General features: G+C 63.4%; 18 protein-coding genes. 1 reads left to right on the top strand and 17 read right to left on the bottom strand.

Going from position 1 to position 21,173, the window contains the following annotated elements; genetic code table 11:
- Positions 1 to 312: 312 nt before the first annotated feature.
- The 16 genes from J2P76_RS18150 to J2P76_RS18075 form a co-directional block, all read right to left on the bottom strand.
- Positions 313 to 1,164, bottom strand: coding sequence for a DUF2950 family protein (locus tag J2P76_RS18150; protein ID WP_207409058.1), 852 nt, complete (start codon positions 1,162 to 1,164; stop codon positions 313 to 315).
- On the bottom strand, positions 1,161 to 2,456 hold the full coding sequence (locus J2P76_RS18145) for a DUF3300 domain-containing protein (RefSeq protein WP_207409057.1): 1,296 nt from the start codon (positions 2,454 to 2,456) through the stop codon (positions 1,161 to 1,163). The genes J2P76_RS18150 and J2P76_RS18145 overlap by 4 nt, the downstream gene beginning before the upstream one ends.
- Positions 2,457 to 2,553: 97 nt before the next feature.
- Entirely contained in the window at positions 2,554 to 3,738 is a 1,185-nt protein-coding gene (locus tag J2P76_RS18140; protein ID WP_207409056.1) for a hypothetical protein, read from the bottom strand.
- 76 nt (positions 3,739 to 3,814) lie between these two features.
- Positions 3,815 to 4,798 carry an autotransporter domain-containing protein gene (locus J2P76_RS18135; protein ID WP_207409055.1) on the bottom strand — a complete coding sequence of 328 codons (984 nt, stop codon included), beginning with the start codon at positions 4,796 to 4,798 and terminating at the stop codon, positions 3,815 to 3,817.
- A gap of 60 nt (positions 4,799 to 4,858) precedes the next feature.
- Positions 4,859 to 5,653 carry a hypothetical protein gene (locus J2P76_RS18130; RefSeq protein WP_207409054.1) on the bottom strand — a complete coding sequence of 265 codons (795 nt, stop codon included), beginning with the start codon at positions 5,651 to 5,653 and terminating at the stop codon, positions 4,859 to 4,861.
- A 10-nt stretch (positions 5,654 to 5,663) separates the two neighbouring features.
- Positions 5,664 to 8,192, bottom strand: coding sequence for a fused MFS/spermidine synthase (locus J2P76_RS18125; RefSeq protein ID WP_207409053.1), 2,529 nt, complete (start codon positions 8,190 to 8,192; stop codon positions 5,664 to 5,666).
- A 78-nt stretch (positions 8,193 to 8,270) separates the two neighbouring features.
- The gene (locus J2P76_RS18120; protein ID WP_207409257.1) at positions 8,271 to 9,899 is read right to left on the bottom strand and encodes an arylsulfatase; all 1,629 of its coding nucleotides are present in this window, start codon (positions 9,897 to 9,899) and stop codon (positions 8,271 to 8,273) included.
- A 45-nt stretch (positions 9,900 to 9,944) separates the two neighbouring features.
- Positions 9,945 to 10,979: an HAD family hydrolase gene (locus tag J2P76_RS18115; RefSeq protein WP_207409256.1), complete on the bottom strand. Its 1,035-nt coding sequence runs from the start codon at positions 10,977 to 10,979 to the stop codon at positions 9,945 to 9,947.
- Positions 10,979 to 12,355 (bottom strand): BatD family protein, encoded by a 1,377-nt coding sequence (locus tag J2P76_RS18110; protein WP_207409052.1) that lies wholly within the window; start codon positions 12,353 to 12,355, stop codon positions 10,979 to 10,981. The genes J2P76_RS18115 and J2P76_RS18110 overlap by 1 nt, the downstream gene beginning before the upstream one ends.
- Positions 12,352 to 13,860 carry a VWA domain-containing protein gene (locus J2P76_RS18105; RefSeq protein ID WP_207409051.1) on the bottom strand — a complete coding sequence of 503 codons (1,509 nt, stop codon included), beginning with the start codon at positions 13,858 to 13,860 and terminating at the stop codon, positions 12,352 to 12,354. Before J2P76_RS18105 ends, J2P76_RS18110 begins: the two co-directional genes overlap by 4 nt.
- Positions 13,845 to 14,873, bottom strand: coding sequence for a vWA domain-containing protein (locus J2P76_RS18100; RefSeq protein WP_207409050.1), 1,029 nt, complete (start codon positions 14,871 to 14,873; stop codon positions 13,845 to 13,847). Before J2P76_RS18100 ends, J2P76_RS18105 begins: the two co-directional genes overlap by 16 nt.
- Positions 14,860 to 15,363 carry a DUF4381 domain-containing protein gene (locus J2P76_RS18095; RefSeq protein ID WP_207409049.1) on the bottom strand — a complete coding sequence of 168 codons (504 nt, stop codon included), beginning with the start codon at positions 15,361 to 15,363 and terminating at the stop codon, positions 14,860 to 14,862. Before J2P76_RS18095 ends, J2P76_RS18100 begins: the two co-directional genes overlap by 14 nt.
- Positions 15,360 to 16,301: a DUF58 domain-containing protein gene (locus J2P76_RS18090; protein ID WP_207409048.1), complete on the bottom strand. Its 942-nt coding sequence runs from the start codon at positions 16,299 to 16,301 to the stop codon at positions 15,360 to 15,362. The genes J2P76_RS18095 and J2P76_RS18090 overlap by 4 nt, the downstream gene beginning before the upstream one ends.
- Before the next feature lie 8 nt (positions 16,302 to 16,309).
- Complete coding sequence (locus J2P76_RS18085; protein WP_207409047.1) at positions 16,310 to 17,278, bottom strand: AAA family ATPase; 969 nt, start codon at positions 17,276 to 17,278, stop codon at positions 16,310 to 16,312.
- A gap of 56 nt (positions 17,279 to 17,334) precedes the next feature.
- On the bottom strand, positions 17,335 to 18,477 hold the full coding sequence (locus J2P76_RS18080) for an SUMF1/EgtB/PvdO family nonheme iron enzyme (protein ID WP_207409046.1): 1,143 nt from the start codon (positions 18,475 to 18,477) through the stop codon (positions 17,335 to 17,337).
- Positions 18,478 to 18,685: 208 nt separating this feature from the next.
- Positions 18,686 to 18,955, bottom strand: a complete 270-nt coding sequence (locus J2P76_RS18075; protein ID WP_207409045.1) for an H-NS family nucleoid-associated regulatory protein — start codon at positions 18,953 to 18,955, stop codon at positions 18,686 to 18,688.
- A 97-nt stretch (positions 18,956 to 19,052) separates the two neighbouring features.
- On the opposite strand from J2P76_RS18075, the gene J2P76_RS18070 reads away from it, so the two are divergent.
- Positions 19,053 to 20,033: a helix-turn-helix domain-containing protein gene (locus J2P76_RS18070; protein WP_207409044.1), complete on the top strand. Its 981-nt coding sequence runs from the start codon at positions 19,053 to 19,055 to the stop codon at positions 20,031 to 20,033.
- Positions 20,034 to 20,045: 12 nt separating this feature from the next.
- On the opposite strand, the gene J2P76_RS18065 is transcribed toward J2P76_RS18070, so the two are convergent.
- Complete coding sequence (locus J2P76_RS18065; protein ID WP_207409043.1) at positions 20,046 to 21,173, bottom strand: BamA/TamA family outer membrane protein; 1,128 nt, start codon at positions 21,171 to 21,173, stop codon at positions 20,046 to 20,048.

Genomic DNA, 21,173 nt, shown 5'->3' with positions numbered 1-21,173 from the left:
CTCGCGTTGGTGATGCACAGCAGGCAGAATATGTGTCAGCGGTGGGGGCCGCTGCTGCATTTTCTGATGTTCAATTTCGATGGAGCAGATAATCTCAAGCGAAAAACAAACAGAAAGGACACAAAAAACGGCAACTAACAAACAAATAATGAAACGTTTGGCAAAACATATATGCACCGCATCGTATTGCTTCTAACGGTTGCCATGGATTGCGCCGCCCTCCTTGAGATTAAGGTATCTCGAACCGGAAAGCGACGCTATCCAAAAAGCGAAATTCTTACGAATCTTCGCCATATCGTTTTAACAATTACGTCAAGGCAGGGCCTTGCCCCATCCGCTGTCCATGCCCGGCCCGACTTGAGCATAGTCGGCAGCCCTGGACTGCCTGCCATAATCGCGCTCGACCACCTCGCCTGCCGGGCCAATGGCAAAGCTGTATTTACCCGATACCCCATATGCGGCGGGCCAGGCAGCAAATGCACATCCTGTTTGATCGGTCGGCCGCAAGACGGTGTACCGATACCCATGCAAAGCGGCATCCACCGGTACATCGCTGCCCATCACCAGGGCGTCATCCGACAGCGGGCTCGATGCGGGCGCCTGACTGTCTGGCGGCCAATACAGCCCGTCGTACCGGCCGTCGCGGCTGACGATCCGCTGTGCCGGTATGCCTTTTCCCACTGATGCCCGGTACTGCTGCTGCGCTTTGCACAATATTTTCAGGGTTTCCATGGCGGCGCTCTCATTGCGGCCGATACGCCTTTGCTGCATTTCCCGAGCCCCCGCGCGCACATCGAAATGCCATCCTCGCGCGTTCTTTACGATAGGCGCGGGGAAAGACCAGCCATGCTCGCCAACGATGAACGCCGCCGAGGCCGGCCCCGTGGCCGCAATTTCATGATGCTTGAACCAGGCAGCCAGGAATGCGTAGACATCGTCGCGCGATATGGCGTCCGACGGGACATAGCGCCGGAAATCGGCGCCCAGGACATGCTCGAGTTTGTCGTCATCGCCCGTGGCAACAGCAGACACGAACGCCTCGGCAGCCGCGTCCGCGCTGGGATACGCCGCCTGGGCCCACGCCTGGCCCGCGGTGCAAAGGATACCGGCGGCAATCAAGCCCAGCGCGCCGCCGCGAATCCATGATTGTCTGATTCGTTTCATCGTCTTCCGTGCCCCCGTCCGTGTTGTCCCGCACCATGCATGCCGCCACTCTGCGGGCGTGACGGCGCCGACATGCGCCGATTTTCGTGCTGTATTGCCGGCCGGGCCTGCCCGGCATGCGAGCGTGTCCCGTTGCGCGTATGCGCCGGGCCGTTGACGCCGCGCAGTGCATTGTCACGATTGTTGTCCCGCGACCGCGCAATGGCCGCCGCCTGCGCATCGCCGCGGTGGCGATTGGCGCTGCCTGCGTGCGCGCGGCTGCCATTCGCGCGCGCGCCGGCCCGATTCGCCTGCCCGCCCGCACTCCGTGCGGCCGGGCTCGCCCCGCCGCGTTGCCGCATGACCTCTTGTGCATGGTCACGACGGGCCTGCTGGTCTGTCACCGGCCTGGATGTGGGCCGGCCGGCCGCCCGACCTGCCTGGCTTCGCTGCGCGCTGACGCGCTGATCGTCGAAGCGCTGGCGCGTGTCCGCGCTGCGGTAAGGGGTACTCCCTCGCCTGGATGGGTCGTGACTCCACTGTACGTTGGTCCGGCTCGCATCCAGTTTCTTGTTGACGTTGATGTTGTTGTAGCGATTGACGTCTATGTCCACGTCGTGATCGTCCCAGTCGAAGCCGCCCCATAGCGAGTCGGCGATCGCGATGCCCGTGCCGAATGCCAGCCCGCTTACCAAGGCCGACGCAAAGACCGAGCCGGGCGGCGGAGGATAATAGGCAGGCGGATAAGCGGGATAAGGCCATGTGCCATAGACCGTAGCAGGGTTGTACGTCGGCACGTACACCACGCTGGGCGTAGCGGGCTCGATGCTGACCACCGTCGCACCGCTCTGGGTTGACGTCGTTACCGTCTGCTGCGCGTTGCTGGCCAGATTTCCCGCGTTCTGGGCCTGCAGTCTCAATCGCTGCACCGAATCCATTACGTCATTCGGCTGATCCAGAAATGCGTCGCCCACCGAGCGAGTCCAATCGGGTTGGCGGCCCATCATGTCCAGCACCGAAGGAAACCCCGCCAGCGACAGCACGCTGGGATCCCAGGGCTGGTTCTGCACGGCCTTCACCGCCGCGTCACCGCTGAGGTCGGTGTGCTGCTTGGACCATTGCGCCGCCGCCGCGACGTCGTCGGGATAGGTCGACGCCATCAGCACCTGCGACAGCAGCGCATCCGGATAAAGCGCAACCGGCGCCAGCAACTGGTCCAGCCGCTCGTTGCTCAGCTTGGTCTGGCCATGGCTGGGCGGGCTTAAACAAAGAAGCATAGCCAATGCCATGCAGTACCTTAGAAGCCATTTCATATAACTCTCCTGTCGGGAAAGCGAATCACACCGCAAGATTCCGCCTGAGCGGAATGGTGTTGCGAACCCTCATTCGCATCGAATGTGCCTCCTTTGATTACAGTAGCGTGAACAGCAATTTGGACAAGGTGCTCTTGAGCGGCCACTGCGTGGCCACCAGCGCCAGCAAAGGCAGTGCGGCAGGCAAGACGATTTTGATCAACACCGATTTGCTGATGATGGCCACCCGCATCGCGGCCACGGATTGGTACATCGCCTGGATGTCGGCCACCGGCCCCAATTCAGGAGCATCCAGCAGCGGAGTATCCGGGATGCTTTGCCTGGCGATCCAGCGGGCGTCGACTGCCCGGCCATGCTGCGCAAGCAGAACGCCATAATCAAGCAGCGCCCTTTTCTTGGCCCGCAGCAGCATGGGAGAAAACACCAGCATGGGAGCCAGTCCCATTGCGGCCAACACCGCCAGCAGCGTGGCCATCTGGACGTACAGCGAAGGCACCGGCACCTCATGGTAGAAAACACTGTGGCTCCATGCCCCGGCCATAACCGCCGATACCGAAAAAATGAAAGGGCTGTAGACCAGCGGCACGCGATCCAGGAAGCCGAGCCCGCCGACACGGTCGGGATGCATGACCACCAGTTGCAGAGGCAGGCGCGCGATCCGGAGCAACAGGATGCCCAGCAGTATCAGGCGCCATATCCAGGCCAGCAGCAGCACCGAGAATATCGGGCGCGTGACAAGCAGGAACCACCACGCGCCGAACGCCAGGCTGCGGCTGTCAGCGCCGGCCCATTGGATCTCGTCGGGATTGGGCGCCAGCAGGAAGGCCGCCGTCCAAGCCAGGACTACGCCAACGATGACGACCCATGGCAAGGCCCGGTTGCGTAACCGCAATACGCCGGCAATAACCTGCTCGAATTGCGGCTTCTGGGCATCTCCGATCAGGCCTGTGCGGCGGAATTCGCGCATGAACAGGGGAATAGTCTGCTGTGCCACGCCTTCTGCCAGGACCAGCACGGGAATGGCGACCAGGCAGCGCACGTGGATGCCGATGTGGCCGAGCAGCGGCTCGGCGATTCCCGCCGATTGCACTACGGTACCCGCCAGCCACGACGCAATGACCAGAGGCAGCCACGCCACCAACGCGTAAAACAAGGCGCGCCGTACAAATCCGCCTCCATTGGCCGGTATCAGCCCCAGACGGCGCTGCAGGCGATAGAACGGGTCATTGCGTACCAGCGAGAATGATCCGGAATCGATGTCCTCAGATTGCTCCGATCTCATGTAACACCTCTATCCTGATGAGCCTGCACGACATAAATTCGCAGCGCAGTTGCCATGCTCAGTCTGCTGACGTTGGTCAGAAACTCACCGCCAATCCCACTGAAAAACCTGAAACATTGGTTCCGAATACATAGCGGCCTACCAGCCGGGTACGGGTGACGACGACGTTATAGGCGCTGGAGTCCAGTTCCAGCCCTGCGCCTATCGATGTCAACCTATCGAACCCCAGCACGCCACGCTGGTCGCCCAGGAACTCGGAATGTGTAAGCTCCAGCACATAGCGCAACGGCCGTTGCAACAATGTGATTCCCGTAGGGGCCCGGTAGCGGGCCCACAGATTGGCTGATCGCGCCGACGCCTCGCCTTTTACAGCAGCCGAACTGTCGAAACTTTGAAGCCGGATGTCGGAATACCGCAGCTCCACATCTACTTCGTAGCCCGGGCGATAGTGCTCCCAATCCAGCATCAACGATCCGCCGAGGCCATAGGCATTTAGCGAGCCTCTGTCCAGGAACTCCACATCCCGCCCGGTTTTCCGGCCGACATACCAACTGGCGCCGCGCAAATCGCTGGTGACGTTGCCCAGGGCGAAATTGAAAATGGGGCGCAGTTTCAATTCGTCGGTCAGTTTGAAATCCCAGCCGATGCCGCCTGTGGCGGACAAACTGTTCCACTTGGTCGGCACGCTACGCTGTTGCGCGCCTTGTGTCGCAATGAAAGTCGGATCGTAGCGGCTGTAAGCCAGCACTCCTTCCAGGTAAATAGGCACGCTGTCGGAAATGGTGTCTCCGCCACCAAGCTGGGTCATGAAGAAATCGCTCGACCCCTCTGTTCCTGCCCCGCCGCTGCCCAGGGACAGTGAACTCGTCGTAATGTCGGGAACGATGGAAAGCGACATCAATGCCAGCACCCCATTTGCCCGCTTTTGCAGATCGTCGTGAGACAGGCGGATGCCGGATTGCCCAAATGCCGCTGTTGCAGATGCTGTGGCCAGCAGGGCGATCAGCCAGCCAGAAACCCGCTTTGCTGTTCTTTCTGCGATTGCATGCCGGCCCGACATACCACCCTCGCAATACAAAACATGAGACACCCATGCACCACTGAATATTCCGTACCGTGGCTATCTGGTTTCAGGGGCTGGATCCACCATGGCGTTGCGCTGGGATATCAGCAGCGCGTCGCTTTGGTCGATACGGATCGTCCCGATCCGTGGAAACTCGAAATCGATAATGATGTACAGTGCGGCCGTCATGACCAGCGCGTAGAGCGCCTGATGGAACAGACTGCCCTGCCTGGTGTTCGCGAGGTTCATGCCGACGAAGCAGCCGCACACCAGTGCCAGGAAACCAAGGAACAGATAGGTCACGACCGGCGGATGTACCTTCTGCGCCACTGTCAGGGCTGAAGCCACATCGAACATCTCGTTGACAGCGTTGGCATATGAGGCCGCAAATGGCGGCACACTGCGCGCAGCCGCCTGCATCGAGGACGCCCAGATCTCGTTCTGGATTTTCGCCACCGTATTCGCGATCTCGCCGCGCCGGTCCAGATCGGCCACGTGCCGGTAGTAATTGATGCGCTCGTCCACATAACGGCGAAACTGTTTTCGCAACAGAGGCTGATCGGCGGCATTGATCATGTCGATGCGCAACCACGCCGTTCCGATGGCATTGACTTCCTGCACCAGCAGGTTGCGTCGCTCAGCCATGCGCTGCGCCGCCCCTGAAAAGGTGAAAGCAACCAGCAAGCCCAGCAAGGCAAAAACCGACGCTTCGATGGCAGCCGCTCCGGTCCCCGCGGATTCGTTCTCATCCGCACGGCGCCGTTTCCCCAGGCTGCGCCCGACCTGGATGGCGGCAAACAATAAAAGAAAGAACAGTGCCGCCAGCCCAACGAGAACAAAGGAATAGTCCATATCCCGCTCCTTACTCGCCCTGGCTGCCGATGAACCAGCGTAGATAAGCGTTGCCCTGCCCCGCCTGGGCCAGCGCGGCCGCATCGCGCGCCCAGCCCTCGCGATCCCCCCGGTAGGCCGCCAAGGCGCTGCGGTAGAACAGATCGAGCCGGGCGCGCTCACGTGCGATATCGGCCAATAAAGCCGCGTCGCCTCCCTGCACTGGCGGATCGCCGCGCAAAGCCAGCAATTCGGGTAAAGTACGTGCCACTTCGCGAGGACGCACCCAGCTGGCGTATTCGATTGCCGGAAAGTCGTCGGTGACGGCCCGCGTCTCGCCGGCAAAGCGTGCCAGGCCGCCGCGGTCGGTGACCCAAGTCGCGAGCAGGGCCGCCGGTGATGCGATCCCAACCTCTGCCAGGGCTGCACGCACGGTAGGTTGCGCATACCGCCCGCCGATGCTGGCGGCATTCAGCGGCAGCGGATCCCGCGAGCCCACCATCAACATTTCGTGCAGTTCGGTGGTCCACAGCGAAGCATGTGGAAAAACGGCGATGAAGCTGGCGACCAGCGCCCTGGTATCGTCCAGGTTCTGGGTCGGTAGTGGCAGCCACTGGGCCACGATGCCATGAGCGTTCAGGCGTGTGGCCGCCAGGGCATAGAAATCGCGGGAATACAGATTGACCACGCCAGCGGCGGAAGGAGGCGGCGGCTCGAGCGTGATGAGATCGTAGCGCTCATCGCTGGCCAGCAGTTCGCGCCGGCCGTCGCGCAGGCGCACGTCCAGCCCGGGATCCTGCAAGGCGCCATAAGTGCCTTTGAACAAGGCCGCGGCGTGCAATACGCCCGGCAGAAGTTCCGCCACGACGCGGCGCTCCAGCCCGGGATAACGCGACAAAGCACCTGCCGTAATGCCGGTTCCATAGCCAATTACCAGCGCCGAACGCGGTTCTCCGGCATGCACGATAAGCGGCAGCAAGGCCTGCAGCCGCATATAGCGCAATGACGGCATCGCGTCGCCCGAATTCGATACTCCCTGGATGTAAAGGCGGCGAAAGCGATGGTCGCCCCGACCGCTTTCCACCACAGCCACGGTGCCGCCATGGTTCTCTTCGTAGAACAGCAGGTTGCCGCCCTGCGCGCCTGGCAGCAAGCGCGCAAGATGATCGACCGGCAGCGCCCAGCCGATAATCAACACCGCGCCGCCCAGGGCTATTGTCAGCACGCGCCCCATCGGTGCGGCGGGCCGCGCCTGCCAGACGGCGATGCTGCCCACCCCGCAGGCGATCAACGCCAGCAGGACCAGACTGCGTACGGTACCCAGGTAGGGAAGCAGCACGAATGCAGTGATTGCCGTGCCGACGATGCCGCCGAGAGTATTGCTGGCCAGCACTGCCCCGGCCCCCTGTCCCCGCCGCTCCGGAGGCACGGCAATGCGCAACACCGCCGGGAACGCAGCGCCCAGAAGCAGCGTGGGTAGCAAGACGATGCTGCCGGCCGCAATCGTGAAACGCGCGCTCATGCCGGCCAGGCCATTATTCGTCCAACTGCGCACAGCCGCTTCGGCCAGACTCTGGGCGCTGACCAACCAGCGCCCCAGCACGGCTGCTTCCAGCAGCGCGAACACGCCCGCGCATGCAATCAACAGACCGAAGACACGCCAGGGATCGCCCAGCCGGTGCTCCCAGCGCGCATATAGCGCCGAACCGATCGCCAGGCCGGCCAGGTAAACGGCCAGCACAATAGAGAACGCAAAGGCGCGCGTGCTCATGAACGGCACGATCATTTGCGACCACAACACCTCGTAGCCCAGCGCAACGGCGCCGGCTGCTGTGTACAGCCCTATCGCCAACCATGTCCTGGCAGGTAGCGGGCAGGACTCGCCGGCATCTGCCGGTACCGGCCCGACCCCGAAGGCCCGGTGGCGCCGGTCCAGCATCCAGGCGCCCAGCGCGGCGGCGAGGTTCAGGCTGGCCGCCACCGATGCGCTTGCCTGCACACCCAACGCAGGAATCAGCACAAACGCCGGCAATAGCGCACCGGCGACTGCTCCGGCAGTGTTGGCCGCATACAGGGCCGCGCCGGCCCGTCCGACGCGGCCCGCCCCGGCGGCCCGCAGCAGTATCGGCAACGTGCCGCCCATCAGGAATGGCGCAGCTCCTATCACAACGAACACTGCCAGCCAGGCCAGCAACGGGCTATGCAGTTCGCCACGCGCGAATACCCAGGCACCATGCGCCAATACCTGGGTCACGAAAAGGGCCACGATCGCGATGCCGGCTTCTATTTGCGCGTATAGCCGCAACGGCCGCCGTGCGCGGTCTGCCTTGCGCCCCAGCCACCAGCCGCCCAGGGCCAGGCCAAGAAAGAATGCGCTGACGGCCATCGCAATGGCGTGTACCTCTACACCCACGATCAATGACAGCTGCTTGATCCATATGATCTGAAAGACTAATGCCGCCGCGCCCGACAGCGCCAACAGCACGGATGGCGCGATAAGCCCCAATGACCGTTCGCTTGCGTCGGGAACATGCACCGGCACACGCGTGCTCAGACTCATATTCGGGCTACTCATCAAACGACTCCAGGAAACTCCGGCCGGCGGGCGAGATCGGCGTCTCGCCCGCCTTCAGCCTGCCTACTTGCCCTGCTTTTTGGCCTGGTCCTCGAAATACTGCTCGATTTTGCGATCGACTTCGGCCTGCACCTGGTCGACGCTGAAAGACGCCGGGCGCTGGCTGGGAGGCCAGTCAATGAAGGTCTGCAGGAACTCCGCGGCCTTCATCGAGGCCATCAGCACGAGATAATCGTTCTTTACGACCCAGTCATAGTACTGATCGGAAACGACGTCGGCGCGTTCGTACGGGTCCATACGCAGGTTGAACAGTTTGGGCACACGCAGACATACGAACGGGTCTTTCCACACGGCGAACCCGCCCGGCGATTGCTGTTCGCAGAAGACCGCTTTCCAGTTGCGGTATCGCATGGCCACCAGCAAGCCGTCATCGTTGAAATAATAGAAATCCTCCCGTGCACTGTCCTTGCTTTTGCCGGTAAGGTAATCCAGCTGGTTGTAGCCATCCAGGTGGACCTTGTAGCTTCTGTTGGCCCCTTGCGGCGTCCAACCCTTGAGCAGTCTGGCCTTGACGTCGGTGTCGCCCGCCGCGGCCAGCAAGGTCGGGAACCAGTCCAGCCCTGATACGATGCCTGTCTTGATCTCTCCGGCAGGAATATGGCCCGGCCAACGTATCATGGCCGGCACACGGAAAGCGCCTTCCCAGTTCGAGTTCTTCTCGTTGCGGAACGGCGTGGTGGCGGCATCAGGCCAACTGAACTGGTTGGGGCCGTTGTCTGTCGTGTAGAGCACGATGGTGTTGTCGGCAATACCCAGATCGTCCAGCTTCTTCAGCAGTTTGCCGACATCCTGGTCATGCTCCCACATGCCATCCGCGTACGCGTTGCCGGGCATGCCGCTCTTGCCCTGATGCTCAGGACGGATATGGGTATACATGTGCATGCGGGTAGTGTTCATCCACAAGAAGAACGGCTTGTCGTCCTTGCCATGTTTGTCCAGATAGTCCAACGCTGCACCGACGGTTTCGTCGTCGATCGTTTCCATTCGTTTGGCTGTCAAAGCACCGGTATCTTCGATCTTGCCATCCGCAGAAGCTTTGATGACGCCACGTGGTTTAGGGGCCGAAATCCCGGCGGAATCTGTGGGCCAGTACGGTCGCTCAGGTTCTTCCTCCGCATTCAAGTGATATAGGTTTCCAAAGAAGACATCGAATCCATGTTTGGTGGGCAAGTACTCGTCACGGTCTCCCAAGTGATTCTTGCCAAACTGCGCCGTGTTGTATCCGTGCGATTTCAACGCCTGGGCAATAGTGATGTCGCGGTCCTGCAAGCCAACCTCTACGCCTGGCATCCCGACTTTCGACAGCCCGGTGCGGCGCGGTACTTGACCGGTGATGAAGGTCGATCGTCCCGCCGTGCAGCTGTTCTCGGCGTAGTAGTCCGTGAACATCGTTCCTTCTTTGGCAATGCGATCAATGTTTGGCGTCGTGTATCCAACGACGCCTTTGCCGTAGGCGCTGACATTGGTTTGACCGACATCATCACCAAAGATCACGAGGATATTGGGTCTCTTTCCCGGAGCCTCGGCCTGGGGCTTAGACTGCGCATTCTGGGCCAGCGCCTGCGTGGCTCCCATTGCGGCAAGCCCGCTGGCGGCCAGCACTGCCGCGCTTAACCATCGCCTTGTTTTCATCATTGCTCTCCTTGCCCGCAAGGGCGTTACGTCCCACATCAAGCTCTATTTCGTATGTTCGAACGAGTACACGCGGCTCCATTCGGCCTGCATGTCCACCACGGTCCAGCCTTGCCGCCGGGCCTCGTCCAGCGCCTGGTCCAGGCGGCCCACCTGCGAGGTCCGGTCATAGGCCCATTCGCGCCGCGCGTCGGTGTGATGCACCAGCCCGGCAAAGCGCCGTCCCTCGCCTGCTGCGGTCCACTGCAGCATCTGCAGGTCCCCGTCGGAATTGCCAAATGCCATGATCGGACGGCGGCCGATATGGCGTTGTATGGCCACTGGTTTTCCCGGGCCGTCGTCGTTGAATGCCAGCTTTCCTTCGCGCCACAGCACGGGCGCGCCCGGCCGATTGTCAAAAGTGGTCACGAACGTCGTGCCGATAATCTGCTCGGGCGGGATTCCGTAGACGGCCGGCGCCCAGGCACGCATGAACTCGACTTCGCCACCGGAAACGATGTAAGTCTGGAACCCGCTTGCGCGCAGGTAGCCCAGCAACTCGCGCATGGGGGCATAGGTCATGTCGATGTAACGCTGGTTGAAGCGCGGGTGGCGTGCCGTAGCTGCCCAGGCGGCGGCATCCCGGGTGAAATCGTCGACGCTCATACCGGTTTGCGTCACGGCCACGATTTTCATCAGCCCGGCCTGGCCCGATCTGGCCAGCGTAGCTTGATCGCCCTCGATGGCTGCCTTGAACGGTTGGCGCCGTGCCCATTCGGGATGCTGGGGCGCCATGGTCTTAATGCGGTCCAGGGCATACAACACCTGGAAGTACATGGGCTGCTCGCTCCATAGCGTGCCGTCGTTGTCGAACACCGCGACGCGCTGCTCGGCCGGAACGAAATCCGGACTGCCGGGGGCTGTCACCGCCTGTACGAATGCGACGATTGCCTGCCGCGAAGGGCCGTCGTTCCAGGACGGCAGATCGGCGGAGTGCGACCCCGCATGCGGCCCCGCGCAGGCCGACATCAGCAACGCGATGGCCGACATCCCCACCCAGGCGACCCAGCGCCGCAACGCTCCCAAGGGCGTTCTCTCCATCATCGTGTTCCTTCTTTGAATGAGCTGGCAGGGCCGGCGGCCCCTGTTGGATTCAACGTTTCAGACAGAGCGTGAGGCCGGGCCGGTGTGTGCTGCGCCAGCCAGGTGCGCCGCCATTGGGGTGAAGCCCGGAGCAATATGGCGCGCCAGGCGCCGGCAGCGGGTTTTCCGTATGCGCCGCGCAATGCCTGATCGGCTGCCGCGGCGTCAGATTTGCCCAGCCGCCTCACGGCCGCGCGCAAGTCATCAACGCCGGCAGCCACCCTTAGCCATCGATAGAACGCGGTCCACGGCTCGGCTTCCCGGCGCGCTTCGCGACGCCAGGCACGCCAGTGCCAGGGCTCGCTACCACGCCGGCGCATGCGTGCCTGCCGCAGCCGAAGCCGCATTGCCTGCATGCCGCAGCGCCACCAGGGCCACCCCAGCCACACCGCAAGCACAACAACCGCCAAGCCTGCCCCCCACGCCAGCCACGCCCCCGGCAGCACCCAGCGCAGATCGTGCCGCAACTGCGCCAGGTCTTGCGCCAGTGAAAATGGCGGATCGGCCGGCGGCCCGGCGCTAACCGAGAAAGTCCGCCCTGGCAATTCTTGTCGGCGTGGCAGCCCGGTTGTGCTGTCGCGCCAGTGCAAGACCAGGCCGGGCAGACTAAGCTGGCCCGTTTGCTGGGCGACGTAGTCGGCACGATCGATGCGTTGCCCGCCGACGAACCCGCCACGGCCATCTGTCAGTGTGGTGACTTCCGGCTCGCGCGGGTAACGCTTGAAGCCCGGCACATCGTCTAGCGGCGCGGCGGGCAGCAGCATCGCCTGCTCCCCTTCGGCTCGCTGCGTAATGCTGCGCGTTACTCGCCCCCCCTTGACCAGGGGGTCAGGCGACGAGTCGAAACCCTGCGATATCGTAAATTTGCCGGTAGCAACGCCGCGCCCGCCGGCCGCGCTCGTGCCCGCCGCTACATCAAATGAAAACGGCGTGCTGCTGGCTGTGACGGCCGTTCGGCCTGGCCCGATTTGTGCGCTTACCGTCAATGCCGGAACCCGCAGCGTGCCCGCGACGGTCGGGCTCAGCAAATAGATATAGCGCAGCCCGTTGTAAGTCACGCCATCATGCTGCTCGCGCACGATGGCTCCCTGCCCGGCGGGCGCCGTCACCATGACGCCGGGCAGCTCCAGCGCGGGAAGCCGGGGCGGCTGCGTGAACCAGGTGGGTGTGGCAACCTCCAACTCCAATTTCAGGGTTGCGCCGACCTGTGCCTGAGCAGGCGTCTGCAGGTGTGCGGTAACTCGCAGCGCGGGCGCTTCCTGGGCAAGAGCTTGCGCGCAAGCCACGGCCAGGCATGCCTGGGCCCATGCGAAGAATCGGCGCCAACTCATCATGGCCCCCCTCCCGCGGCGTCCTCGGCGGCGAATTTTCCACGCAGGAAGCGCGCTGGCGATATCGTCAGGTTGCGCAGCCACATATCCTCGGAAGCGGCCTGCGCCACGGGCGTTTCAGCCATTTTCCCGGCCTGCGCGGTCTTGTCCGCGATGACGCGGTCCGGCGGCTGGGCTTGCTGATCTTGCTGCTGCTCCATGGCGGCCAGCAGCCGTGCCACGATTCCACGATTGACAGCGGCCGCGTCCCAGCCCGGCCTGATCGCCAGTGCCCGGTCGTAGGCCGCCAGCGCGGCATCGTAGTGCCGCAGACGAGCCTGCGTATTGCCTGCGTAGAAGTAGCCCTCGGGTGTTTCCAGAGTTGAGAATGCCGCCAACGCGGCCGGGTAGTCGCCTGCCTGGTAAGCTGCCCTGCCCTTCCAGTACGGATCCTGAAAGTGCTGTGCGGCCGCGCCGTAGCGGCCATGCTGAAATGCCAGACGGCCCTGCTGGTCGGCGCTCAGGAACGCATCTGCCAGTCCACCCGCACGCGTATCCGGCGGCACGCTCGTCATGGCCGCGGCCAGCAGGCACGCCGTCCAGGCGACGCTCCATCCGCGCCGGATCGCGAGCAGCGCCACCAGGGCCAATGGCCAGCACAACCAATATCCGGCATCCTTCCAGTGAACAGGCCCGGATTGCGCATCCTGCACGGCGCGGAAATGCTGCTGTGCGTGCAGCACGATCCAGTCCAGATCGTCGGGGCCTCCGGTCAGGCTGCCGAGCGGCGCGCCGGCTGCGCTCGCAAGCTCACGCAGGGCCGCGGTGTCGATGTCCGCTTGCCCGACTGCCATCACCAGCACCTGGAGGCCGCGCGCGGCCCGCGCTTGTTCGCGAACCGAATCCAGCTGTTGGCGGTCTGCGCCGTCCGTCAGCAGCAACAAAGTGCCGCCGGCACGCTCGGCCGCCAGTACACGCACCGCCAGCGCGATGGCGCCGGCCGAATCCCTGCCCCGGCGCTCGATAAGACCGGTGGACAATGCCTGGGTGAACAAATCCAGCAGATTTGCATCGTCGGTCGGCGGCAGCACCAGATGGCTGCTGCCGCTGTATGCAATCAACCCTGTTCTGGCACCGGCGCGCCGCGCGGCCAGGTCGCGCAATGTGTGCTTGGCAGCTTCGAGCCGGGACGGCGGCACATCAGTGCGGTCCATCGACGACGACAAATCAACCGCTACGATCAGCGGTGCCACATTATCCAGGAACGCGGGCTCGTCACGCTGCCAGGTCGGGCCTGCGGCGGCTAGCGCTCCCAGCGCCAGCACCAGGGCCAGCGCATCAATGGGCCGGGGGCCGTAGCTGCCCGGTGTCCGTATGCTCAGGTACGGCAGCAGGCCAGGCGCAATCCGGCTGTCGCGCCCGGCCGCCATACGTTCGTTGCGCCGCGCCCACCAGAACAGCAGCGCTGCCGGTGCGGCCAACAGCCACCAGGGCCGCAGGAAATGAAAGGCGCTCAGGTCGATGTCCATGCCTCGTCCTTCTCGCCCGGCCCGGACTCCGCGGCACCGACGCGGCCATCTCGCCAGGCGCGCAATGCCGCCATCCCATGCCACAAGACCAGCAGGCACAGTGCCAGGCCCAGCGGCACCCAGAAATGATCGCGCCTGGGCTGGTGCCGCAGCGTCTTGATTTCCCGAGGCGTAATGCGGTCGAGCGTGGCGTAGACATCCCGCAGCGCAGCACCGTCCTGGGCAAGGAAAAACTGGCCATTGGCCGTGCGCGCGATCTCGCGCAAAGCATTGAAATCGACTCGGTCTTCTCCGCTTGCCGCGGGATCGCCGATGCCTATCGTATGCACAGTGACGCCATGCTGCGCCGCCAGCGCGGCCGCGCGAGATGGCGGTACCGCGCTGCCCGTGTCATTGCCGTCGGTCAGCAGGATCAGCACTTTGTCGCGCTCCTTCGCCGCATCCAGCATGCGGATACCCAGCCCGATGGCGTCACCGATTGCCGTATTGGGCCCCGCCATGCCTACCGCGGCCTGGCTCAGCAACAGCTGCAGCGATGCATGGTCGCGCGTCAGAGGCGCTTGGGGATAGGCCCCGGTACCGAACACGATCAATCCCAGCCGGTCGTCCGGGCGCTGCGCGATGAAGTCGGCCAGCACAGTCTTGACCGCGCTCCAGCGCGACAACTGACGGCCCTGCGAGTCGCGGAAATCGTCGCTGTCCATTGACTGTGAGATATCCACGGCCAGCAAAATGTCGCGCATCGGCTCAGTGTGGGTCAAGGGTGGCTCGACCCATTGCGGACGTGCCAGCGCCAGCACCAGCAGCAGCCACACCACGGCGTTGAGCCATAGTTGAGCACCGCCGCCGCGCACACCAGGGCGTGCCGGCGACTTGCCGGTAAGCCGCGCCATCGTATCGAAGAATGGCAGCCGCAGCGCGCTCCTGCCCTGCACATACGGCGGCAGCCATCGATACGCGGCCAGCCCCAGGAGCGCGGCCGCAAGCAGCCAGGGATACTCAAGCCGCCACATGATGGCGCTCCAGCCAGTCGCGACTGGCGGCGATGAGCTGCCCCAGGATACCCGGGTCCAGTGCGCGCACTGCTGCATCGGGCGCATAAGCCAGCGTCGCCAGCACCTTCGCGCTGCCGGCCGGGAACGCTGGAGACGAGCCGGCCCGGTTCAGATAGGCCAGCCAGGCCCTGCCGTTCAACGCGGCCACTCTCGTGCGCTGGCCGTCCGGCTGCGCCGCCAGCGCGGCACGCTTGAGCAAGCCCGGCAGGGCGCGCGCCGCCAGCGGATCCGTCTGCGCCGCGCCAGCCAGATGCGCCAGTTCCCGCAGCGCCTGCCGCCGGTATCGATTGCGGCGATACCGGCGTCGATAGGACAGCGCCGCCCACATGGCACCAGCCAGCAACAGTACCCCCACGACCGCCCAGCCCCACGTCTGCGGCCAATAAGGGACGGCCGCCGGCAAAGGCAACTCGCGAAGTTGATCCAGGCCGGGCAGCGTGTCGTTCATATCCGTGCCCCGATCTGCTGCCGGCCCAGTTCGCTGCGCAGCTGCGGCAGCGTGTCATCGGCCGTATTGACGGACAACAGCGGCACGCGGCTATGCCGCAGAAGATCCGCCACCTCGCGCAGGCGTCCGCTGAAGAAATCCGCCAGCGGCTGGCGTTCGCGCTGCCGTCCCACGGCGATCTCCAGCTGCAATTCGCCCTGCGTGGCCACCAGGCGTCCGCGGCTCGGCAGATTCTGTGCCATCGGGTCGTAGACCAGTGCGGCGATGACATCGTTGTGTGCGGCCAGCAGCCTCAGCGAACGCAACGTGTCATCCCCGGCGCCAGCGAAGTCGCTGATGATGCAGACCAGGCAATCGTGAGGAGCGTGCGCCAGCACTCCACGCAGCGCCTCATCCAGAGTCTGCGCGGCTGGCCTCTCTGGGCGTTCAGCCGACAGCGCCGCATTGGCGCGCACCACGCCGGCCAGCAGGGCCCGCACCCGATCGCGGCTGCGCAGCGGCTTGAACGCCCGCACACCGCTATCGTCGAACACCAGCCCGCCCACCCGATCGCCGCCACGGTACGCCATCCACGCGGCCAGCGCGGCCAGCCGCGCGGCCACGGCGCACTTGAAATAGCGCACCGAACCGAAATACATACTCATACGCTGGTCGACCACGATCATCGTCGGCCGGTCGCGCTCTTCTGTGTATGCGCGCACGTAGGGCCTGCCGTGGCGCAGCGAAGCCCGCGCGTCCAGCAGCCGCAAATCATCCCCCGGTACATAACGGCGCAGTTCGGCAAAGTCCAGGCCTCGTCCGCGCAAGCGCGAACCGTGCTGGCCGGCAAGCACACTGCCCAGCGGCTGGCGCGCAATAAATGACAAGCCCGCCACGGCCGCCTCCAATGCCATCAGCTCAAGCAGCGTGGGGTGGACGGGGTGCGCGGCGCGGATCATGACTATTCCTATGCGGGCACCGCAACAGCGTCCAGCAACCGATCGATGGCCTGTTCCGCGGTAATTCCATCGGCGACCGCGTCGTACGACAAATGCAGGCGATGCCGCAGTACCGCATGAGCCACGGCGCGCACATCGTCCGGCGAGCTGAAATCCGCGCCGGACAGCCAGGCATGCGCACGCGCGGCGCGATCCAGCGCGATGGCGCCGCGCGGGCTGGCGCCAATCTGTATCCAGCGCTCCAGGTCGTTGTCATAGTCGGCGGGCCGGCGAGTGGCGTTGACCAGGTCCACGATGTAGCGATCCACTGCCGGGGCCACATGCAAACCCTCTACCTCGGCCCGGCAGGCAAACAGCGCCTCCTGCGAGAGCCTTACGGCAGCCTGTTCGCCTGCCGGAGATGCGTCGCGCAGCAAGGCCAGCATGGCCACCTCGTCTTCGACGCCAGGGTAATCCAGCCGGATCTTCATCAGAAAGCGATCCATCTGCGCCTCGGGCAGCGGATAAGTGCCCTCCTGCTCAATGGGATTCTGGGTGGCCAGCACCATGAACAGTCCGGGCATCGGCCGGGTGACGCCGCCCACCGTAATCTGCCGCTCTTCCATGGCCTCGAGCAGGGCGGATTGCACTTTCGCAGGAGCGCGGTTGATCTCGTCCGCCAGAATCAGGTTGCCGAACAGCGGCCCTTGCTGGAACTCGATGCGGTGGCGCCCCTCGGCGTCCTGTTGCAGAACTGCTGCGCCGGTAATATCCGAAGGCAGAAGGTCGGGCGTGAACTGGATGCGGCTCATCGTTGCCGCCAGGTGGGAAGACAGCGCCTTGACGGTGCGGGTCTTGGCCAGCCCCGGCAGGCTTTCGAGCAGCACATGGCCGTCGGCCAGCAAGGCGACCAATACATGGCGGATGACCGCCGATTGGCCCAGCACCGCCGCGCAGACCGCGTGCTCCAACGCCAGAATGCCGTCGCGATTCGCCATTCCTGTTCCCCGAATTTGATTACTACACGCCACTCTTCCCCAAGCGGCCTTCCGGATCATCGACTGGCGACGCTACCCTTGCGGGCCTGGGCCAGCTTCCATTGTTCTGGGGTCATTACGGTGCGAAAACCCAGATGGGACATGCCGTTGAGCGGATCCGTACCGCGGCGGGCGCTGGCGCGGTAGCTGATGCAGTAGGTGTCGCTGCACAGAAAAGAACCGCCGCGTGTCACGCGCTTGGGGGCAGAAGCCGGCACATTGCCATCGTCGGGATCGAAGCTGTCGGCGGGACCGGCAGGATCCAGCGGCGGCTCGCGAAACTGCGCCTGAATAGCGAAGGCATCGGCCCTGTACCAGTCGGCCGTCCATTGCCACACGTTACCCGCCATGTCGTACAAGCCATAACCGTTCGGCGGAAAGCTGCCCACCGGCGTGGTGCCCACCTGGATCTTCTCGTCCCTGACCACGGGAAAAGGCTGTTGCTGCTGGGTGTCCCAGATATTGGCCATGGGCTTGCCCTGTGGGCTGAGATCATTGCCCCAGCTGTAGGTGGCCTGGTCCAGGCCGCCCCGCGCCGCGAACTCCCATTCTGCCTCGGTAGGCAGCCGCTTGCCGGCCCACTTGGCATAGGCCTGTGCGTCTTCGTATGACACCTGCACCACGGGGTGGTCGTCTTTGCCCGCGATGTCGCTGCCCGGGCCTTGCGGATGACGCCAGCTGGCACCGGGAACGAAACGCCACCAGCGGGTGTAGTCGCGCAGCGAAACCTCTGTAGCCGTGCCGACGAACACCATCGCGCCCGGCACCAGCAGGCTGTCGTCCGGGCGCGGCGTGCCGGGCGGCAGTTGCGGTTTCAAGTCTTCCCAGCGGGGCTTCTGTTCGGCGGTGGTGACATAGCCCGTGGCCTCCACGAACCGCCGGAACTCTGCGTTCGTGACATCGTGCACGTCCATCCAGAAGCCGCTGACGCGCACCTCATGGGCCGGCCGTTCGTTGGGCTGCGAAAGCTTGTGCTCATTTCCCATCAGGAATTCGGCGCCAGCGATCCACGCCATGCCGGCAGGCCCGTTCTTGCCGTCTCCCAGTGTCACCGCCGGAGCACCAGGGTCGGACTGCGTGTGCGCCACATAGGCCCCCAAGACCCCTGCCCCTGCGAGAATCGCGACTGCTGCCAAACCGACTTTCAGTTGCTGTTTCACGTTCCGACTCCATATCCTGCCAACCGGAGCGCCATTCCATGGCGCGGGAACAACGCAATGCAGACCGCCGTTCGTGGATTCACCCCCTGTGCTGGAGTTGTTTGAGCCGGCCTTTTCCAGTTGGCATATCTGTACTCGGAGCCTGTCTTTGATGTTCTATTGTTTTCGTCAAGGCTCCGCTGTTTATTGGTGCTTCAATTCAGCGTAGTCAGTCGACATGGAAAAGGTCACGATCTTTTCCTTTGATCCAGTTCGGCGGCCGTCCTATGCCGTTCCAGGTCTGCCCGGTTTCCGGGTGCCTGTAGCGCACCAGATCCGACAGATTCGGTCCGAACAATTGTTCGGGCATGATCTGGTATTCCTGGATTTTCCGACGCATATCGGCCAGAACGTCCCGCAATTCCTGCCGGCGCAAGCGCTCCGCCTCTGCTTCCAGCGTACGTATGCGCGCCTTGACCTGTCGGTAGTTCTCCGCCATAAGCTCAGACTCAGCCTTACGAATAACCTGTGGTTAGAATATGGCGAATCTTTGCGGGGCGCTATCCGAAAAGCGAAATCTGGGAAGAGGGGTTGCCATGCTGTTTCAGCCGATCTACCTGCGCCATGTCTATTCGGGCTTTGAACCGTCCCAGGCTTTCGACGTGGTTTATGGCGCGAGCTTCGAACATCGAATCCTGTCTTCCAAGCGTACGGCCATGGAACATCAACGTCTGATGCTGGGTGACGTCAGACTGGAAACAGGTTGGTACAATTTTCCGGTGATTGCCCAGGGCAGCATGCCCAAAGAAGCGGTCTCTATAGGCTTCATGGCAGAAGGCGGCGATGTAACGCGGTTTAACACCACGGCCATCGAGACCGATGAAATACAAATTTATCCGGCAGGCGTAGAGCTTCTTTATCACGCCTCGGGATCGTCGCGCTGGGTGAATTTTGTCGTTCCTGAAGACCTGCTTCAGCAGGTTGCCACCACGCGCACGGGACAACCTCTGCAAATGTCCAGGTTTGAGGCCTATTCGGTACGCTTGTCCAGTGGAGGAAGGTCCGCGCTGACATGCCTCACCGACGATGCGTTGACCCTGGCGCGGCGCCTTCAACCGGTTGGCGGAATGGCCCCCGAGCTGGCCAAAGAGATTCAGGCCTCGCTGCTGGCTGGCTATGTGGATGCACTTTTCGATGCGGGACCGGCGCGCCAGTCGGAGCGCTCGGCAACCGAGCGGCGGCACCACCATTTGATTACGGCGTGCGAACGGCTGGTGCTTTCCGGCACAGAGGCCGACGTTGCCTTGTCCGATATCGCAAGGCGCAGTGGGTACAGCCTGCGCGCGTTGCAGCTGATCTTTCGCCGCGGCGTCGGGATGACGCCCGGAAGATGGTTCATGACTGCGCGATTGAATGGCGCGCTGCGCGACCTGCTCACTTGCGACGCAGAAAGCAGCGTATCGGATGTTGCCATGAAATGGGGGTTTCGTCATATGTCGCGGTTCGCGCAGTACTACTACGGAGCATTCGGCGAATCTCCCAGCGATACCCTGAAGCGCTCGCGGGCACGATCATGATCTGCGCGAAGTTCAACGCCAGGCGCTGCCCACCTGGATATAGAAGGCGTTCTGATCTTTGCTGTGCGCCACATCGATGCCCACCGCCAGGCCCAGTTTGCGGGCTATCAGGTAGCGGAACCCCGCGCCGACGCTGGCCACATTGGACGCGTCGCCGAACGATTTCCAGCGGCCATAGGCTTTGCCTGCCCCGGTGAATCCCAGCAGCGACCAGCGCGGTGTTACGTTCCAGCGCAATTCCATTTCGGCGGCCAGCGCGGTCCGGTCCTGGTACCGGCCGCGCGATACACCGCGCAGATCCACATACGGCTGGGCATAGAACGGCACCGATCCGCTGGTGGTCTGGGCGTCCAGGCGCAAGCCCAGCGTCCACTTGGGATGGATCGGCAGCCAGGTATAGCCACGCGCGCGGTAAGTCTCGAACGACTTTGAGCTGCCCAGCCAGCTTCGAGCGAACTGGGCTTCCAGCTCGGCATAGCTGCCTTTGGTGGGATAAAACATATTGTCCCGATTGTCGTAGTCGACAACCAGCCCGATCTTGCCGATGCTGAGTTCCTGATCGCCAAAAGCAGGCCTGCTGGCAGCCGCGCCGGTGAAGCGCGTGTCCGACTTGAAGTACGTATAGCGCGGCCCGACATACCAGCGGGTATCGCCAACCCGTGCAAGCAGCTGCTGCACCAGGAAAGTGCCTTTCAGTTCATAGCTGCGCCCATGATTGAGCGGGCCGTAGTAATCAAGGTTGAACTTGGCGCGCGCCAGCGCACCCATATAGCGGAACCGGTCGCCACCCCAGGTATGAAAATGGAACAATCCCGCTCCACGCGAGCCATTCTCGGTTGCCAACGCGCCTATCCCCGTGAAATTGGGCGGCGCCGCGGGTTCGCCGGCTTGCCGGGCTTTCTGATCGGCTTCGGCCAGCGATTCCGAAAAATACATCAGCATCGCCCCGCCGCCGTATCCTACCGCAGGCTCGGTGATGATAATGGGAACCGGAAAAACACCTTTCCGGTTCAGCAGGTAGTCGCTGACATCGAAGGCGCCATCGTCGGGGTCGGTGAACGAGCCAGGCTGGGCCATGGCCGGACTGCCAGCGGCCAGGGTTGCAGCCAGCAGGCAGACACGGATCAATGGAATTGCCAT

This window comes from Bordetella petrii (assembly GCF_017356245.1).
Classification (GTDB): Bacteria; Pseudomonadota; Gammaproteobacteria; order Burkholderiales; family Burkholderiaceae_B; genus Bordetella_A; species Bordetella_A petrii_D.
This window is presented reverse-complemented; position numbering and strand designations above follow the sequence as displayed.

Bases quoted from the DNA above. Each gene is read 5' to 3' on its own strand.
- J2P76_RS18130 (WP_207409054.1), bottom strand. From the start codon at position 5,653: ATGGACTATTCCTTTGTTCTCGTTGGGCTGGCGGCACTGTTCTTTCTT.
- J2P76_RS18135 (WP_207409055.1), bottom strand. From the start codon at position 4,798: ATGTCGGGCCGGCATGCAATCGCAGAAAGAACAGCAAAGCGGGTTTCT.
- J2P76_RS18145 (WP_207409057.1), bottom strand. From the start codon at position 2,456: ATGAAATGGCTTCTAAGGTACTGCATGGCATTGGCTATGCTTCTTTGT.
- J2P76_RS18115 (WP_207409256.1), bottom strand. From the start codon at position 10,979: ATGGAGAGAACGCCCTTGGGAGCGTTGCGGCGCTGGGTCGCCTGGGTG.
- J2P76_RS18125 (WP_207409053.1), bottom strand. From the start codon at position 8,192: ATGAGTCTGAGCACGCGTGTGCCGGTGCATGTTCCCGACGCAAGCGAA.
- J2P76_RS18085 (WP_207409047.1), bottom strand. From the start codon at position 17,278: ATGGCGAATCGCGACGGCATTCTGGCGTTGGAGCACGCGGTCTGCGCG.
- J2P76_RS18065 (WP_207409043.1), bottom strand. From the start codon at position 21,173: ATGGCAATTCCATTGATCCGTGTCTGCCTGCTGGCTGCAACCCTGGCC.
- J2P76_RS18105 (WP_207409051.1), bottom strand. From the start codon at position 13,860: ATGGACATCGACCTGAGCGCCTTTCATTTCCTGCGGCCCTGGTGGCTG.
- J2P76_RS18095 (WP_207409049.1), bottom strand. From the start codon at position 15,363: ATGAACGACACGCTGCCCGGCCTGGATCAACTTCGCGAGTTGCCTTTG.
- J2P76_RS18075 (WP_207409045.1), bottom strand. From the start codon at position 18,955: ATGGCGGAGAACTACCGACAGGTCAAGGCGCGCATACGTACGCTGGAA.
- J2P76_RS18070 (WP_207409044.1), top strand. From the start codon at position 19,053: ATGCTGTTTCAGCCGATCTACCTGCGCCATGTCTATTCGGGCTTTGAA.
- J2P76_RS18120 (WP_207409257.1), bottom strand. From the start codon at position 9,899: ATGAAAACAAGGCGATGGTTAAGCGCGGCAGTGCTGGCCGCCAGCGGG.
- J2P76_RS18110 (WP_207409052.1), bottom strand. From the start codon at position 12,355: ATGATGAGTTGGCGCCGATTCTTCGCATGGGCCCAGGCATGCCTGGCC.
- J2P76_RS18090 (WP_207409048.1), bottom strand. From the start codon at position 16,301: ATGATCCGCGCCGCGCACCCCGTCCACCCCACGCTGCTTGAGCTGATG.
- J2P76_RS18140 (WP_207409056.1), bottom strand. From the start codon at position 3,738: ATGAGATCGGAGCAATCTGAGGACATCGATTCCGGATCATTCTCGCTG.
- J2P76_RS18100 (WP_207409050.1), bottom strand. From the start codon at position 14,873: ATGTGGCGGCTTGAGTATCCCTGGCTGCTTGCGGCCGCGCTCCTGGGG.
- J2P76_RS18150 (WP_207409058.1), bottom strand. From the start codon at position 1,164: ATGAAACGAATCAGACAATCATGGATTCGCGGCGGCGCGCTGGGCTTG.